Below are 15,895 nucleotides of genomic sequence, written 5' to 3'. Positions count from 1 at the left end.
AATTTTAGTATTCGATTTTAATCTTTCCGGCGAAACCGTGCAGCGAAGAAGCCATCCATGCCCGAGAGGGCCGGGTTCTCATTGGAAAGGTCGGCAGGCGTGGAGCGCACGTAGCCCTCCGGGGTGATCAGTTCGCCCAGTCCGCCCACTTCATCTTTGCTGACCGGTAGCAATTCGATGGACGAATTCTTTGCCAAAAGATCATTGGCAACCTTTTCGCCTTCAAGCGGATCAAGCGAACAATTGGAGAAGACCACGACGCCACCGGGGCGGACGAGTGTGACCGCATGATCAAGCAGCTTGGCTTGAAGCGTTGCAAGCTTCTGGATATCAGCAGGTGATTTTGTCCACGGAACATCCGGATGACGCCGCACAGTGCCCGTCGAGGAGCAGGGCGCATCGAGCAGAACCGCGTCGAAGAGTTCGGCAGGCGTGTAGGCGGCGAGATTGGCTTCCACGGTTTCGGCATCAAGCCGCAGACGTTCGAGGTTGGATCGCAGTCGCTTCAACCGGTTGGCGGAAAGGTCGAGAGCCGTGACCTTTGCTCCGGCTTGTGCCAATTGCGCTGTCTTGCCACCCGGTGCCGCACAGAGGTCGGCAACGCGCTTGCCCTTGATGTCGCCAAAGAGTTTGGCAGGCAGGCTTGCGGCCGTATCCTGCACCCACCAGTCACCCTCGGCAAAGCCGGGAAGACTGGTCAGCGCGCCGTCCACCTGAGCCATGCGTACCGAACCGGTTGGAAGGGCAACGCCGCCAAGGCGTTCCGCCCATTCCTGCGGATCGCCTTTGACCGTGAGATCAATGGGTGGCTCCTTGCTTTGTATCTCGAGGATCGCCTGCGTCTTTTCTTTGCCATAGGCGGCAATCAGACTGTCCTCGAACCACGCAGGTACATTGCTTGCAGTGGCAATAAGCGTGTCTTTTTCGCGCGACAGGCGGCGCAGAACTGCGTTGACCATGGAGGCGAAACGGCGATTGCGTGGATCATTATTGGCGGCGGTCACAGCCAGATCGACGGCCGCACGGTCAGGCAGATCGAGATAGAGCATCTGGGCTGCGGCCACATGCAGCAGATGGCGCAGGGCAACGGCATTTTCCGGCAATGGACGGTCGATCAACTGGCCGATGATTGCTTCGATGGTGCCGCGATTGCGCAGGGCCCCACCAAGTATGGCGCGAACCAGCGAGCGGTCGCGGTCATCCAGCGCCATATATTGCGGATGGCCGTTGCTGTTGTCGGTCAGGCCATCCAGCGACGTCTGCTTTTCAATCACCGCACCGAGCAACCGGGTCGCACATTGGCGCGCGGCCAGCCCTGGACGGTCTTCAGCCTCATGGTAGTCCGACGCGTTGGCTTTCTTTCCGAATGGCCGTTTCCGCTCCTGTCCCACGCTCATGCCCATGGGCCTTTGCGCGAGGAACCATCACGGCCCCATGGGGAAGGCTCGTCGTTTTCGGGTTCTTCCTGTGCCGGAGCAGCGGGTGTTGCCGTTGATTGTTCTGGAGCTGGGCGCTGGCGAAACTCGTCAACCATGGCCTCCAAGGCTGCAATACGGTTTTCCGTGCTCGGATGGGTCGAAAACAAATTGTCAGCTCCTTGGCCGCTCAGGGGATTGATGATGAAAAGCGACGCGGAGGCCGGATTGCGCTCGGCTTCTTCATTGACGATCTGCTTTGCACCGCGCGCAATCTTGTTCAACGCCGATGCGAGCCACAGGGGGTTGCCGCAAATTTCCGCACCGCGCCGGTCAGCGGAATATTCGCGTGTCCGGCTGATGGCCATCTGTACGATCATGGCGGCAAAGGGCGCAACGATCATGGCAACGAGCGCGCCGATCATGCCAAGAGGATTATTGTTGCGATTGCCGCCAAAGAACATGGCAAAATTGCCAAGCATGGAGATCGCGCCAGCAAGTGTGGCGGTGACGGTCATCGTCAGCGTATCGCGGTGTTCGACGTGAGCAAGCTCATGCGCCATGACAGCCGCGACTTCGTTGGGCGAAAGGCGATGCAATAGGCCGGTTGATGCCGCAACAGCGGCGTTCTGCGGATTGCGCCCGGTGGCAAAAGCGTTCGGCTGATCATTTTCGATAAGATAGACGCGCGGCATGGGCAGGCCGGCGCGTGCAGCGAGATCACGAACGATGCCGTAATATTCAGGAGCGTTGTTCTGGTCCACTTCAACGGCATTGTACATCCGCAGGACCATCTTGTCGGAATTCCAATAGCTGAACAGATTCATGCCTGTTGCAACAACGAGGGCAATCATCATGCCCGCCGTACCGCCAATGAGAAAGCCAACGCCCATAAACAAGGCGGTCATGAAGGCGAGCAGCATTCCAGTGCGCATGACATTCATGGTTTCAATCTCCGCATTGTGAACATATCAGGTATCAAGATCATTCCTTTTGTTAGACATCTTCCGGTATATGATGGTGTTTCCTACAGCAAGCTTCAATGATGGACAGACCAGAATGACCAGTAATCAGACATCAGAGACGCCGCAGGCCGACAATACTGATCAAACGTCGCGCAAGCCTTTCGATCAACTGCCACCCGCTGCCCAGCGCGCATTGCTGGAAGCCGAGGCACGCCACAAGGCTGATCAGGAACAAGCCAGCCAGCCGCGGGAAATTGGCGGGCGCGGGGGCAAGGACCCAGCCCGTTTCGGCGATTGGGAAATCAAAGGACGGACCATCGATTTTTGATTTGATGGCACTTATTTGCCTAATGCCTGATAATCTCGATACCCAGTTTTTCCCGGCGCAGCCAGCGGCTCATCAGCAATAGAGCGGCGGCGGCCAGGCCGGAAAGCAGGCCGAGCCAGATCCCCGCACCTTCCATTTTCAGCCAGAAGCCGAAAGCGACCGACAGCGGCAGACCGATGCCCCAATAGGCAATCGCTGCATAGATCATCGGTATGGTTGTATCATGCAGGCCGCGCAACATGCCGCTGGCAACGGCCTGTGCTCCATCAAAAATCTGGAAAAGCGCGGCAAAGGCCAGAAAGGTCACGGCAAGCGAAACAACAGGCGCATTGGCCGGATCATTGATATCAATGAATGCACGGATCAGCTGCAATGGAACGATGAGCATGAGCAGTGCCGTGAGCACCATAAAGCCGGTACCTGCTGCAAATGCCACCCATCCCGCACGTTTGATGCCTTCCTTATCCTGTGCACCATAGGCGCGGCCGATGCGGACCGTTGCCGCCTGGCCGAATCCCAATGGCACCATGAAGGCTATCGAGGCGATCTGGATAGCGATGGCGTGGGCGGCCAGCGAATCCGGCCCAATAATACCCATCAGGAAGGCTGCGGCGTTGAAAATGGTCACTTCGAAACTTAGGATCGCGGCGATAGGCAAGCCGAGGCGCAGTAGTTCGCCATAGCGCGCCCAGTCTGCGCGCCAGAAGCGGCCGAACAGGTGGTACCGGCGAAATTGCCGATCCCGCAAAACGACAATGACCAGACCGATGAACATGAGGGCAGAGGAAAGCGTTGTGGCAATCCCCGAACCGACAATGCCGAGCTTCGGGAAACCGAGATTGCCAAAAATCAGGCACCAATTGGCAAAGGCGTTGAACAGAACGGCAAGAATGGCAATGACCAGCGCCCAGCCCGGACGTTGCAGAGCGGCGATAAATGAGCGAACCACGATATAGCAATAGAAGGGCAACGCCGCCCATTGCAGCGCCCGCACATAGGCACCCGCTTCGGCCGCAAGCGCCGGGTCCTGTCCCATGGCTGTCAGAATAGTCTGTGTGTTCCAGAGCATGAACCAGATGGGAATGGAGATCGTGACGGCAATCCAAAGACCCTGACGCACGGTTCGGCGGATTTCGCGAACGGTGTATTTATTGCGGCCAAGCTCGCGCGACATCATCGGAGATGTCGCGAGCATGAGACCCAGGCCGAAGATCATCGGGACATAATAAAGGTTGGTGCCAAGCGCTCCGGCAGCCAGCGTGTGCGGGCCCACCCAGCCCATCATCATGACATCAGTCGCCGTCATGGCCGTTTGGGCCAGATTGGTCAGAATCATCGGCCAGCCCAAGGCCAGCATCGCAATAATTTCTTCACGCCATGCACGCTTCGGTGCTGCGTTTGGGGTCGATAGGGCGGACATTATGAGTCTTTCCGAGGAAAATTGCCTTTGATAAAGGCAAAGTGCACCATTTTCAGGCAGAAATCTTGGTATCACCAATTTTGGAAAGAGAAAAGTATTCGCAGATACAATCTGTCGTTGGTTTCACTTCGATCTTCCGTTGACTACAATTATCGCATATTGACATTTCGTAATTTAAAAAATACAGTTTTAATGCGAATTAAGCAGACTGATACCTATCGGGTATGGGAACGAAAACTTAGGGACGATAGAGCGAAAGCAGCAATTGCTGCTCGCTTATTTCGCTTGGTCAATAGTTTGATTGGTGACGTTTCATCGGTGAGCGAGGGCGTCTACGAATTGCGAATTCACTACGGACCTGGTTATCGGGTTTATTTCAAGCAATGCAGCGCGGAGCTTGTGATTTTATTGTGCGGTGGAAATAAGCGTACGCAGCAGCGGGACATACGCAAAGCGAAACTACTGGCCGCTGAATGGAAAAGTGACAATGGCAACGAAGCTCTATGACTACGATCCGGCTGATGCTTTGAAATCGGATGACGCAGTAGAGGTGTTTCTGGCTGATGCGTTCGAAACGGGTGATGCCGGTTATATCGCCAAGGCTTTGGGTCTTGTAGCGCGCGCCAAAGGCATGACCAAAATTGCGCGGCAAACGGGTTTGGCGCGTGAGCAGCTCTATCGTTCATTAAGCGAAAACGGAAACCCGACGCTTGAAACAACAATAGCGGTTATGAAGGCAGTAGGCTTTCAGATCACGGGAAAACGCGCTGCATAAACGGAAAGGGCCACCCCGAAGGGTGGCCCCGTAATTCCGTCTGGCACAAAGCTGTCGTTTGGCCTTCTTACCCGGCGCTAGCCAGGGCGCTTATTCAACGGAGAGATGATCCCCGATGGAAAGCATCAGACGCCTTGTGGCAGGTTGCGAAATCACGAGACATCAGATCACCTCCTTTTCATTCGTTGAACACAAGTTGAGAATGGGGTGTGTTGCGGGAAGTTTCAAGAGAAAATTTTGATCGCCATTTTTTGCTGCCTGTGAAAGTGCGTTGCCAGCGTGGAGCGAAGCGCATAGTTTCGGCCAAATCTCCGACGTCGGTGTTTTCGGAGCATGATTATCTGGAGTTATTGAATGGCGGCACAAGAGAGCGCGGCGCGGATCATCCGCACAGTGATAAACATGATGGAGCCGCAATTTGCTGTCGAATTATGGAATGGCGAACGTATTGGTGAAACAGATGGTCCGGTGCTTGCCATCAATGATCCGATGGCAGTGCGCCGCTTGGCGCTGAAACCCAATATCGGGTCGATCGTTGAACTGTGGATCTCAGGCCAGATCGATGTGAAGAACGGCACGCTGTTCGATCTCGTCGAACGTGGTCCCAAAGGCAAATTCAAGCAAAAGCTGAAAACCCTGCCAAAATGGCAATTGCTGAAAGATGTCCCCGCATTGCTGCTGGGCGGTCGTGGGATGGATGCCTCGGGTCTCGATGGCAAGAACCCGTTTGTCAGTGGTTCGAACAAGGAAGCAATTACCCATCACTATGATGTGTCGAATGCTTTCTATCAGCTCTTCCTTGATGATCGGATGGTCTATACCTGCGCCTATTTCAAGGACTGGGCCAACAGCATCGATCAGGCTCAAGCTGATAAGCTGGATTTGATCTGTCGTAAGCTGCGGCTGCAGCCGGGAGATCGGCTTCTCGATATTGGATGTGGCTGGGGCGCGATGCTGATCTATGCTGCCAAGCATTACGGCGTAACCGGTACGGGTGTGTCATTGTCTGAGGCACAAACGGCACTGGCGCGTGAACGCATCAAGGCGGAAGGCCTTGAAGACAAGATCACCATCCACGTCAAATCCTACGAACATCTGGAAGGTCAATTCGACAAGATTTCGTCTATCGGCATGTTTGAAGCGGTGGGCATCGCCCATTACGACACGTATTTCTCCAGCGTGCACCGTCTGCTGCGACCGGGTGGGCTTTATCTGCATCACGCGATCACCCGCCGCATGAAGCGCAACAAGAAGACGTTCGGACGCAAGAGCGCCGAGCATCTTGCGCTGGTGAAGTATATTTTCCCGGGCGGTGAGCTTGATCATCTTGGCATGACCGTTGAAAACCTTGAGGGTTACGGTTTCGAAGTTCATGACGTGGAAAACCTGCGTGAGCACTATGGCAGGACCTGCCGTATCTGGGCGGATCGTCTGCATGCGCGGTTTGATGAAGCCATTGCCGAAGTCGGTGCGCCCAAGGCCCGGCTTTGGCTGCTTTACCTCACTGGCTGCGCGCTGGCCTTCGAGCGCGGAACCGTGCAGATCAACCAGACCCTTGCATCAAAGCGCAAGCGTGGAATTTCTGCGGTGCCACAGACAAGAGCCGATCTCTATCGCTAGAGATCGATTGCAATGGCGCTGTGTGGGGTTGGTGGGTCTATTTGGACCGCTGCAGGACCATTCCTGCGCCTTTCGACAGGCTCAGGATGAGGGAGAGAGGGGACTGCAGGGAGCCAAGGTCTGCAACATTTGTGATCTGCAATCTCTGCGATGAGCGTTGCATCACTCAACTCCCTCATGGTGAGCTTGTCGAACCACAAACCACGCACGCTATCTTTCAGCTTTAATCAGCCCTTTTTATTCTGGCGGTTGGCGATCAAATCATCGACGACAGCTGGATCAGCGAGCGTTGATGTATCGCCCAGTGAGCCAAAATCATCTTCGGCGATCTTGCGCAGGATGCGGCGCATGATCTTGCCGGAGCGCGTTTTCGGCAGACCGGGCGCGAACTGGATTTTGTCGGGCGAGGCGATGGGGCCGATTTCCTTGCGGACATGCGCCACAAGCTCCTTGCGCAATTCGTCCGTGCCCTCAAGGCCCGCCATCAGCGTGACATAGCAATAGATGCCCTGTCCCTTGAGATCATGTGGATAGCCGACAACAGCTGCTTCCGAAACCGTGTCATGCGAGACGAGGGCCGACTCCACCTCGGCGGTGCCCATGCGATGACCCGATACGTTGAGCACATCGTCAACGCGGCCGGTGATCCAGTAATAGCCATCCTTGTCACGGCGGCAGCCGTCACCGGTAAAATACTTGCCCTTATAGGTAGAGAAGTATGCTTCGATGAAGCGCTTGTGATCGCCATAGAGCGTGCGCATCTGGCCGGGCCAGGAATCGGTGATGCAGAGATTGCCGTCAGCAGCGCCTTCAAGCACATCGCCTTCATTGTCGACCAGCTGTGGCTGGACGCCAAAGAACGGCCGTGTGGCCGAACCGGGCTTGAGCGCAGTAGCGCCGGGCAACGGCGTGATAAGAATACCGCCGGTTTCCGTCTGCCACCAGGTATCGACGATGGGGGAACGTTTCTCACCGACCACCTGATAATACCACTCCCATGCTTCCGGATTGATCGGCTCGCCGACTGAACCCAGAACACGCAGGGATTTGCGCGAGGTTTTCTTGACCGGCTCATCACCAGCACCCATCAAGGCGCGAAGTGCGGTGGGAGCCGTGTAGAAGATATTGACCTTGTGCTTGTCGATGACTTCCCAGAATCGCGAATTGGTCGGATAGTTGGGAACACCTTCGAACATCAGCGTCGTGGCACCGTTGGCGAGCGGGCCATAGACAATGTAGGAGTGCCCCGTGACCCAGCCCACATCGGCCGTGCACCAGTAAATATCGCCGTCGTGATAATCGAAGACATATTGATGGGTCATCGAGGCATAGACGAGATAGCCGCCTGTTGTGTGCAGCACGCCCTTTGGCTTGCCCGTGGAACCGGAGGTGTAGAGGATGAACAGCGGGTCTTCCGCTTTCATCTTCTCCGGCTTGCAATCAGGCTTAACGCTGAGAATTTCCTCATGATACCAGAGGTCGCGGCCGGGCGCCCAGCTGGTCTTGCCGCCGGTGCGCCGGACGACCAGAACATTCTTCACCATCACATGGTGCTTGGCAGCGATATCGATGGCCTTGTCGGTATTGTCCTTCAGCGGGATCGGTTTGCCACCGCGCATGCCCTCATCGGCGGTGATGACAAAAGTGGATTCGCAATCGACGATGCGGCCTGCAAGAGCATCGGGCGAGAAGCCGCCGAAAACAACGGAATGAACAGCGCCGATACGCGCGCACGCCAACATCGCATAGGTCGCTTCGACAATCATCGGCATATAGATTGTAACGCGGTCGCCTTTCTTCACGCCATGCTTTTTCAGCACATTGGCGAGGCGGCAGACCTGCTCGTACAGCTCGTTATAGGTGACCTTCTTGTCGAGATAGGGATTGTCGCCTTCCCAGATGATGGCGACCTGATCGCCGCGCTTCTTCAAATGGCGGTCGATGCAGTTGTAGGAGACGTTGGTCTGTCCATCCTCGAACCACTTGATGGAAACCTTGCCGTCGAAGGAGGTATTCTTGACCTTGGTGTAAGGCTTGAACCAGTCGATGCGCTTGCCGTGCTTGCTCCAGAATTTTTCCGGGTCCTTGATGCTCTGCTTGTACCAGCTGAGATAAGTTTCATTGTCGATAAGCGCGTTCTTCTTCGCGCTGGGCAGCACGGGATAGACCTTCTCGGACATCAATTTCCTCCAAATCTGAGCTGACGGGCCTCCACCCGGATGCCTCCCGCAGAGAGAGGCGCATGGCGTTCATTATCACCATGCAAATCACTGCGTAAATACAGCAAATGACCTTGAGGGAATGGCGTTCCGTCGCACACAATAAATGGAGCGTTGTAATATTGCGTTACATTTTGTTATGCGGACTGGTCCATTTTGGACACATTTCGCCTTAGACCGTCACTGCCTTGACCCCGGGGAGGATAATTTCGGCGCGCCGAGTGGACGTGGAGCGTGCGCCTTATCAAGGACTGATGAATGACGATGTTACCCTTGCGCAGCGTTGTGTTCCGCGCAAAATCCGCCTTTCTGGCGGTCGCCCTTCTGGGGCTTGGTTCTACCATTCCCGCAACTGCCGGTACCCTGCCTGAACCAGCCAATCCATGGAAACGCCTTGGCGCGCATCTCTTTGACGAGGAGCATGCGCATCTGCTTGGCGATTCCCTGTTCGATAAGATCAACCCGCTGGTTCTCGCCGCCATGCCGCGTGGCAAAGCCTATATCCAATACAAGGCTCCTGCCAATTGTGTGCCGGAGCGTCTGAAGAATGTTCTGAACCGGGTTTCGGCGACCTATGGCCCGATCACGGTGAATTCGACGGTGCGGTCACGCAACGGAAACCGCAAAGCAGGCGGGCGCGACAAGTCCTATCATCTGAGCTGTCAGGCCGTTGATTTCCGTGTGCATGGTCATGCGTCCGGGCTGCTGCAACAGCTATCGGGCAACAAGGACGTCGGCGGCTTCAAGCGTTATCCCGCAGGCTATTACCACATTGATACTGGTCCGCGCCGCAGCTGGTAGTTTGCTCGCCTAGGTTCGGCTGCCAAAAATCGCCGAGCCGACGCGCACGGACGTTGCGCCGAAGGCGACGGCAATCTCGTAGTCGCCCGACATGCCCATGGAGAGTTTTTCGACGCCGGCCTCACGTGCGATCTTTTCCAGAAGGGCAAAGTGCGGGCCGGGGTTTTCATCGGCTGGGGGAATGCACATCAGGCCCGCGATGGTTAGATCGTGCACGTCGCGGCAGCGTTTGACAAAAGTAACGGCTTCCTTTGGCTCAATTCCGGCTTTCTGCGGCTCGGAACCGGTATTGACCTGCACATAGAGTTTGGGAAACCGGTTCTGCTTTTTCATTTCGCTGGCAAGCGCTGCGGCAATCTTTTCCCGATCGACCGTTTCGATGACATCAAACAGCGCAACCGCGTCTTCACTCTTGTTTGATTGCAGCGGCCCGATGAGGTGAAGCTCAATACCCTCATAGGCATCGCGCAAACCCGGCCATTTCGATTGTGCTTCCTGAACCCGGTTTTCGCCGAAAACCCGCTGTCCCGCATCCAGAACGGGGCGAATCTCGTCCGCGTCAAAGGTTTTAGATACGGCCACAAGCGTCACCGAGCCTTCCGGGCGATTGGCTTCCGCTTCGGCTTTCGCAATGACGTTGCGAACGGCAAGAAGGTGTTCAACGGCGGTCGACATGGTAAAGCGTGTCCTTTTTGATGCAGTTTCGGGCAAACCCTCATTGTCAATGGTTGACGCTCTGGTCAATCCATGGTGAAGGTCCGCGCATCACTATCCTTTGCAAGAGAATCCCGTTCATGGCAACCGAACGATATAATCCCCGCGTAGCCGAGAAGCATTGGCAAAAGGTCTGGGACGAAGCCAAGCTCTTCGAAACCAGCAATGACGATCCGCGCGACCCCTATTATGTGCTTGAGATGTTCCCTTATCCATCAGGGCGCATCCATATCGGGCATGTGCGCAACTATGCCATGGGCGATGTGGTTGCCCGCTACAAGCGCGCCAAGGGTTTTAATGTTCTCCATCCAATGGGATGGGATGCATTCGGTATGCCTGCGGAAAACGCAGCGATGCAGAACAAGGTTCATCCGAAGGAATGGACCTACCAAAACATTGCAACCATGCGCAGCCAGCTCAAATCCATGGGATTGTCGCTCGACTGGTCGCGTGAATTTGCCACCTGCGATGTGGAATATTATCACCGCCAGCAGATGCTGTTCCTCGACTTTGTCGAAAAGGGTCTGGTGACGCGCAAATCCTCCAAGGTCAATTGGGACCCAGAGGATATGACGGTGCTTGCCAATGAGCAGGTCATCGATGGTCGCGGCTGGCGGTCCGGTGCGCTGGTTGAACAGCGCGAGTTGATACAGTGGTTCTTCAAGATCACTGATTTCAATGAGGAATTGCTGGGCGCCTTGGACGGTCTTGATCAATGGCCTGATAAAGTGCGGCTCATGCAGCGCAACTGGATCGGCAAGTCCGAGGGCATGCTGATCCGCTGGGCGCTGGATGCCAAATCGCAAATTTCAGGTGAAACCGAGGTCGAAGTTTACACGACCCGTCCCGATACGATCTTTGGTGCATCGTTCCTGGCCATTTCTGCCGATCATCCGCTCGCCAAAAAAGCAGCTGAAAACAATGCCGACCTCGCTGAGTTCAACGAGGAATGCCGCCGTGCGGGAACGTCATTGGCCGCATTGGAAACCGCTGAGAAGCGGGGCTTTGATACGGGCCTGCGCGTTAAGCATCCGTTCGATGACAGCTGGACATTGCCTGTCTATGTCGCGAACTTCGTTTTGATGGATTATGGAACGGGTGCGATTTTCGGCTGCCCGTCCGGCGATCAGCGCGATCTGGATTTTGCCAATAAATATGGTCTGCCCGTTGTGGCTGTGGTTATGCCCGAGGGCGATGACGCGGCCACGTTCCAGATCACCGAAACTGCTTATGTTGATGATGGCGTGATGATCAATTCACGCTTCCTCGATGGGCTGTCCCCCGCAGCAGCTTTTGACGAAGTGGCCAAACTGCTGGAGAAGCAGACCGTCGGCGGCCGTCCGCAGGGCGAGCGCAAGGTGAATTTCCGATTGCGTGACTGGGGTATTTCCCGTCAGCGTTATTGGGGTTGCCCGATCCCGATGATCCACTGCGATGATTGCGGTGTTGTTCCGGTTCCCAAAGCCGATCTGCCGGTCAAGCTGCCTGATGATGTGGAGTTTGACCGTCCGGGCAATCCGCTTGACCGTCATCCGACATGGCGGCACGTCAATTGCCCGCAATGCGGCAAGGCTGCACGCCGTGAGACCGATACGATGGATACGTTCGTCGATTCGTCCTGGTATTTTGCCCGGTTCACTGCACCGTGGGAAAATGAGCCCACTGATCCGAAGGCGGCCAATCGCTGGCTGCCCGTTGATCAGTATATTGGCGGCATCGAGCACGCGATCCTGCATCTGCTCTATTCGCGCTTCTTTACGCGGGCGATGAAAGTTGCAGGACATCTCGATATCAGCGAGCCGTTCAAGGGTCTGTTCACGCAAGGCATGGTTGTCCACGAAACCTACCGGCTGGGTACAGGTGCCAATGGAAGCTGGGTTACACCAGCGGAAGTGCGGCTTGACGAAAGCGGCGGCAAGCGCCGGGCATTTCTGATTGCCACGGGCGAAGAAATCGAAATCGGCTCGATCGAAAAGATGTCGAAGTCGAAGAAGAACGTCGTCGATCCTGACGATATCATCGCATCCTACGGTGCCGATACCGCCCGCTGGTTCATGTTGTCGGATTCTCCGCCCGAACGCGACGTCATCTGGACGGAAGCAGGCGCCGAAGGGGCACACCGCTTTGTTCAGCGTGTCTGGCGGTTGATTTCCGAAGCGGCTCCGGCGTTGCAGTCGGTGACTGGCGCTCCGGCGCTCGAAGGTGATGCGGCCACGATTTCCAAGACCGCCCACAGGACTGTCAAAGCCGTTGGCGAAGACATCGAAAAGCTGGCCTTCAACAAGGCTATTGCCCGTCTCTATGAACTGGTCAATGTTCTGGCCGTTCCATTGCAGAAAATTGCGGCTGGCGAAGCTGATGCGGCAACAATATCTGCCTGCCGCGAGGCGACAGATATGCTGATTGCCATGATCGCACCGATGATGCCGCATCTGGCTGAAGAGTGCTGGAAAGCGCTGAAAGGTGCTGATCTCGTCGCCGATCGCGCCTGGCCGCATTACAATGACGCGTTGATTGTCGAGAACACTGTAACAATGCCTGTGCAGATTAACGGCAAGAAGCGTGGTGATTTGACAATTGCCCGCGATGCGGATCAATTGACGGTCGAAAAGGCCGCTCTCGAACTTGATTTTGTCAAAGTGGCGTTGAACGGTAATCCACCGAAGAAAGTCATTGTCGTACCGCAGAGGATCATCAATGTTGTTGCCTGATCGTTTCCAGCCGATTTCCGGCTCCAAGCGTTTGCTGTCCGCGTGCGTTCTCGGTATGGCTCTGATCGCTGGCGGTTGCCAGGTTCGACCGCTTTATTCCAATGCAGGTCCAACAGCTGGCGCAAGTGTTGGCGTGAGTGGAAGTGTGCAGTCAAAGCTGGCCACGATCAGTATTCCTGAAGTGGGTACGCGCGAAGCACAGCAGGTGCGCAACAATCTGATCTTCATGTTTAACCATGGAGCAGGACAACCTGCGAGTGCGGCCTATACGTTGCAACTCAGTGTCGGTTATCAGGATTTGTCGCTTGCTCTTATCCAGAACGCAACGAACGACAAATCCGGCCAGCCAACAGCCGGTTCGATGCGCATGACAGGCAGCTATGTCCTGACACGTATTTCTGACGGTAAGGTCGTGGGCAAGGGAACGCGCCTCATCACGGCTGACTATGATGCTCCCAGACAGCGCTATGCTGTCCTTCGCGCCCAGCGTGATGCGATCAATCGGGCGGCGCGCGAAGTTGCCGAAGCTCTGAATCTCAGCGTCGCGCAGGACGTGTCCAAGCTATAAATCCATGGCGGGTGGTATTCCATGCGTCTGACCTCCCTATCAGCGACCGGTTACCGGTCGCTGCAGGCGATCCGGCTGGATATTCGCCAGCTTGCGCTTTTCATTGGCGAGAACGGTGTCGGTAAATCCAATCTTTACCGTGCCATGCAGATGATAAAGGCGGCGGCTGAAGGCACGCTTTCCTATGAGATAGCCCGCGAAGGCGGCATGCAATCGGCGCTGTGGACTGGCAAACGCAAGCCGGGACCTGTGCGCATGATTTTTAGCGCTTCGTTTGACGACGATGAGGAAGCGATCCGGACCGGCCATGCGGTGCGAACGGGTTTTGCCCCGAGTTACAGCATTGAAATCGGTTTGCGGCCTCCGGTGGCTGCAGGCTTTGCCTTTGAGCCGCAGATCAAGGAAGAGACCCTTACTATTGATTCCGGTCGCCGTCCCGTGGAGATGATGGGCCGCAAAGGGCCCGCTGTGTTTGCGCGTGACGATAGTGGGCGGAGAATCGAACATCCGGTACGGCTGCTTGACTCCGAGACGGCATTTTCGACGCTCGGCAATGCGGGGCGATATCCCGAGATTGGCGATTTGCGCGCAACCATTCTCGGATGGCGGTTCTATCATGGTTTTCGCACGGATCGCGATTCGCCAATCCGCCAGCCTGCATTGGCGATTACAGCGCCCATGCTTGATGAAGACGGCAAGAACCTTGCCGCTGTTTTCGCAACATTGGTTCACATCCGTGAAGATACTGCTGATCTCGACCATTGTATTGCGTCAGCCCTTGGCGGTGCCGTGCTGGATGTACCGGTTCCGGGTGAAACCGCGACATTTGGCTTGCAACTGCCGGAATTCCCGCAACGAATTTTCCGGCCGGAAGAATTATCTGATGGCCAAATACGGTTTCTCGCACTGGCGGGGGCGCTACTTTCCTATCGCTTGCCGGGCCTCATTGCGCTGAACGAACCAGAAACCAGCCTGCACCCTTCCATGCTTCCCGCCTTGGCAGAGATGATCACGCGAGCGGCGGAACGGACACAGGTCTGGATCGTCACCCATTCGCGCATTCTTGCCGACGAGATCGAGACCAGAACCGGCGCGCGGGCTCTGACTGTTGTGCGCGAAAACGGTGCGACAACCATCAAAGGAATGCGGGTGTCTGGCAATTATGGGGATGAGGACGAGTAGGAGCCATTGCCCCTCTGTTTCCCTGCAAAAGCACTATCGGAAGAAATAATTTTCTCCTTGCGATGCAAACTTGGCAGATCGTAACTCTACAATCCGGGCAGAGATGACCAAAGTTGGAACGAAATGTTTCAACAGGTCAGGATCACCCATGTTCACCCGCCGTCATTTCCTTGCTGCAACGACTATTCTTGTCAGTCTCGGAACTTTCGCTTCCGCACAGGCGGAAGATCTTAAAATCACCATTGGATATCAGACAGTGGTCGAGCCTTCAAAAGTACCGCAGGCGGACGGTGTTTATGAAAAGACCGCCTCTGCGAAAATCGACTGGCGGAAATTCGATTCCGGTGCGGATGTTATCGCTGCTGTTGCCTCCGGCTCTGTCGATATTGGTTATGTCGGATCAAGCCCGCTGGCCGCAGCCGCAAGCCGCGAGCTTTCCATCCAAACCATTCTCGTTGTCGGGCTTATCGGCGAATCGGAAGCGCTGGTTGCCCGTAATGGTTCCAATGTCAGCAAGATCGCCGATCTCAGTGGAAAGAAAGTGGCTGTGCCCTTTGTTTCAACCACCCATTATAGCCTGCTTGCCGCGTTGAAGCATGAGAGTGTAGACGCAAAATCAGTCAATATTCTCAATCTGCGTCCACCAGAAATTGCCGCCGCTTGGGAGCGCGGTGATATCGATGCGGCCTATGTGTGGGACCCGGCGCTTGGCCAGATCAGAACCACAGGGAAAATCATTGTCGATTCGTCTAAAGTTGCCGAATGGGGTGCGCCAACATTTGATGCGTGGATCGTTCGCACGGAGTTTGCGGAAGCACATCCGGATGCCGTGCGGGATTTCGTCAAAGTAACCGGCGCTGCCTATGCCGACTATCTGGCCAAGCCAGATGCGTGGTCGGCAACGTCAGCGCAAGCCGAAAAGATCAGCCGCCTGACCGGTGCCAAGGTCGATGAAATACCATTGCTGTTGAAAGGGTATGTCTTCCCGCCATTGGCGGAACAGGCTTCCGCGAAGTTCCTCGGTGGCGACACGGTGAAAGCCATCGCAGCCACTTCGCAGTTTCTGAAAGAGCAGGGAAAGATCGATGCGGTTCTTCCTGATTATTCGAAATATGCAACGGTTAAGTTCGTGGAGGCGGCGCTCGCATCGAACTGAGTTCAACACTTTATAGCGCGG

At 55.7% G+C, this 15,895-nt stretch carries 14 protein-coding genes; 9 read left to right on the top strand and 5 right to left on the bottom strand.

Annotated features, from left to right (window positions below; genetic code table 11):
- Positions 1-17: 17 nt before the first annotated feature.
- Complete coding sequence (locus tag AB4Y96_RS02910) at positions 18-1,397, bottom strand: RsmB/NOP family class I SAM-dependent RNA methyltransferase (protein ID WP_441915536.1); 1,380 nt, start codon at positions 1,395-1,397, stop codon at positions 18-20.
- On the bottom strand, positions 1,394-2,359 hold the full coding sequence (gene htpX, locus AB4Y96_RS02905) for a zinc metalloprotease HtpX (RefSeq protein ID WP_441915534.1): 966 nt from the start codon (positions 2,357-2,359) through the stop codon (positions 1,394-1,396). Before htpX ends, AB4Y96_RS02910 begins: the two co-directional genes overlap by 4 nt.
- A gap of 115 nt (positions 2,360-2,474) precedes the next feature.
- On the opposite strand from htpX, the gene AB4Y96_RS02900 reads away from it, so the two are divergent.
- Positions 2,475-2,708 (top strand): DUF1674 domain-containing protein, encoded by a 234-nt coding sequence (locus AB4Y96_RS02900; RefSeq protein ID WP_441915533.1) that lies wholly within the window; start codon positions 2,475-2,477, stop codon positions 2,706-2,708.
- A 19-nt stretch (positions 2,709-2,727) separates the two neighbouring features.
- Here the strand turns inward: AB4Y96_RS02900 and AB4Y96_RS02895 are convergent, their stop codons facing one another.
- Positions 2,728-4,128 carry an MATE family efflux transporter gene (locus tag AB4Y96_RS02895; RefSeq protein ID WP_091879579.1) on the bottom strand — a complete coding sequence of 467 codons (1,401 nt, stop codon included), beginning with the start codon at positions 4,126-4,128 and terminating at the stop codon, positions 2,728-2,730.
- 27 nt (positions 4,129-4,155) lie between these two features.
- On the opposite strand from AB4Y96_RS02895, the gene AB4Y96_RS02890 reads away from it, so the two are divergent.
- The 3 genes from AB4Y96_RS02890 (at position 4,156) to AB4Y96_RS02880 (ending at position 6,523) form a co-directional block, all read left to right on the top strand.
- Positions 4,156-4,635 (top strand): type II toxin-antitoxin system RelE/ParE family toxin, encoded by a 480-nt coding sequence (locus AB4Y96_RS02890; protein ID WP_348271758.1) that lies wholly within the window; start codon positions 4,156-4,158, stop codon positions 4,633-4,635.
- The gene (locus AB4Y96_RS02885) at positions 4,616-4,903 is read left to right on the top strand and encodes an addiction module antidote protein (RefSeq protein ID WP_091879580.1); all 288 of its coding nucleotides are present in this window, start codon (positions 4,616-4,618) and stop codon (positions 4,901-4,903) included. The genes AB4Y96_RS02890 and AB4Y96_RS02885 overlap by 20 nt, the downstream gene beginning before the upstream one ends.
- Positions 4,904-5,257: 354 nt before the next feature.
- Positions 5,258-6,523 carry an SAM-dependent methyltransferase gene (locus AB4Y96_RS02880; protein ID WP_091879583.1) on the top strand — a complete coding sequence of 422 codons (1,266 nt, stop codon included), beginning with the start codon at positions 5,258-5,260 and terminating at the stop codon, positions 6,521-6,523.
- Between the two features lie 227 nt (positions 6,524-6,750).
- Here AB4Y96_RS02880 and acs read toward each other — a convergent pair whose 3' ends face one another.
- Positions 6,751-8,703: an acetate--CoA ligase gene (gene acs, locus AB4Y96_RS02875; protein WP_441915530.1), complete on the bottom strand. Its 1,953-nt coding sequence runs from the start codon at positions 8,701-8,703 to the stop codon at positions 6,751-6,753.
- Positions 8,704-9,000: 297 nt separating this feature from the next.
- On the opposite strand from acs, the gene AB4Y96_RS02870 reads away from it, so the two are divergent.
- Positions 9,001-9,543, top strand: coding sequence for a YcbK family protein (locus AB4Y96_RS02870; RefSeq protein ID WP_091879586.1), 543 nt, complete (start codon positions 9,001-9,003; stop codon positions 9,541-9,543).
- 9 nt (positions 9,544-9,552) lie between these two features.
- On the opposite strand, the gene AB4Y96_RS02865 is transcribed toward AB4Y96_RS02870, so the two are convergent.
- Entirely contained in the window at positions 9,553-10,218 is a 666-nt protein-coding gene (locus tag AB4Y96_RS02865) for a YggS family pyridoxal phosphate-dependent enzyme (RefSeq protein WP_441915528.1), read from the bottom strand.
- Between the two features lie 119 nt (positions 10,219-10,337).
- Between AB4Y96_RS02865 and leuS the strand changes: the two genes are divergently transcribed.
- From leuS to tauA, 4 genes are all read left to right on the top strand, one after another.
- Positions 10,338-12,968 carry a leucine--tRNA ligase gene (leuS, locus tag AB4Y96_RS02860; protein WP_091879589.1) on the top strand — a complete coding sequence of 877 codons (2,631 nt, stop codon included), beginning with the start codon at positions 10,338-10,340 and terminating at the stop codon, positions 12,966-12,968.
- On the top strand, positions 12,955-13,536 hold the full coding sequence (locus tag AB4Y96_RS02855) for an LPS assembly lipoprotein LptE (RefSeq protein ID WP_441915526.1): 582 nt from the start codon (positions 12,955-12,957) through the stop codon (positions 13,534-13,536). Before leuS ends, AB4Y96_RS02855 begins: the two co-directional genes overlap by 14 nt.
- A gap of 21 nt (positions 13,537-13,557) precedes the next feature.
- The gene (locus AB4Y96_RS02850; protein ID WP_441915525.1) at positions 13,558-14,718 is read left to right on the top strand and encodes an AAA family ATPase; all 1,161 of its coding nucleotides are present in this window, start codon (positions 13,558-13,560) and stop codon (positions 14,716-14,718) included.
- A gap of 148 nt (positions 14,719-14,866) precedes the next feature.
- Entirely contained in the window at positions 14,867-15,874 is a 1,008-nt protein-coding gene (gene tauA, locus AB4Y96_RS02845; RefSeq protein ID WP_441915523.1) for a taurine ABC transporter substrate-binding protein, read from the top strand.
- Positions 15,875-15,895 lie beyond the last annotated feature (21 nt).

The organism is Phyllobacterium sp. TAF24, from assembly GCF_052113785.1.
GTDB lineage: Bacteria > Pseudomonadota > Alphaproteobacteria > Rhizobiales > Rhizobiaceae > Phyllobacterium.
Note: the sequence above shows the minus strand (reverse complement) of the source record. Positions and strands in the feature narration are given on the sequence as shown.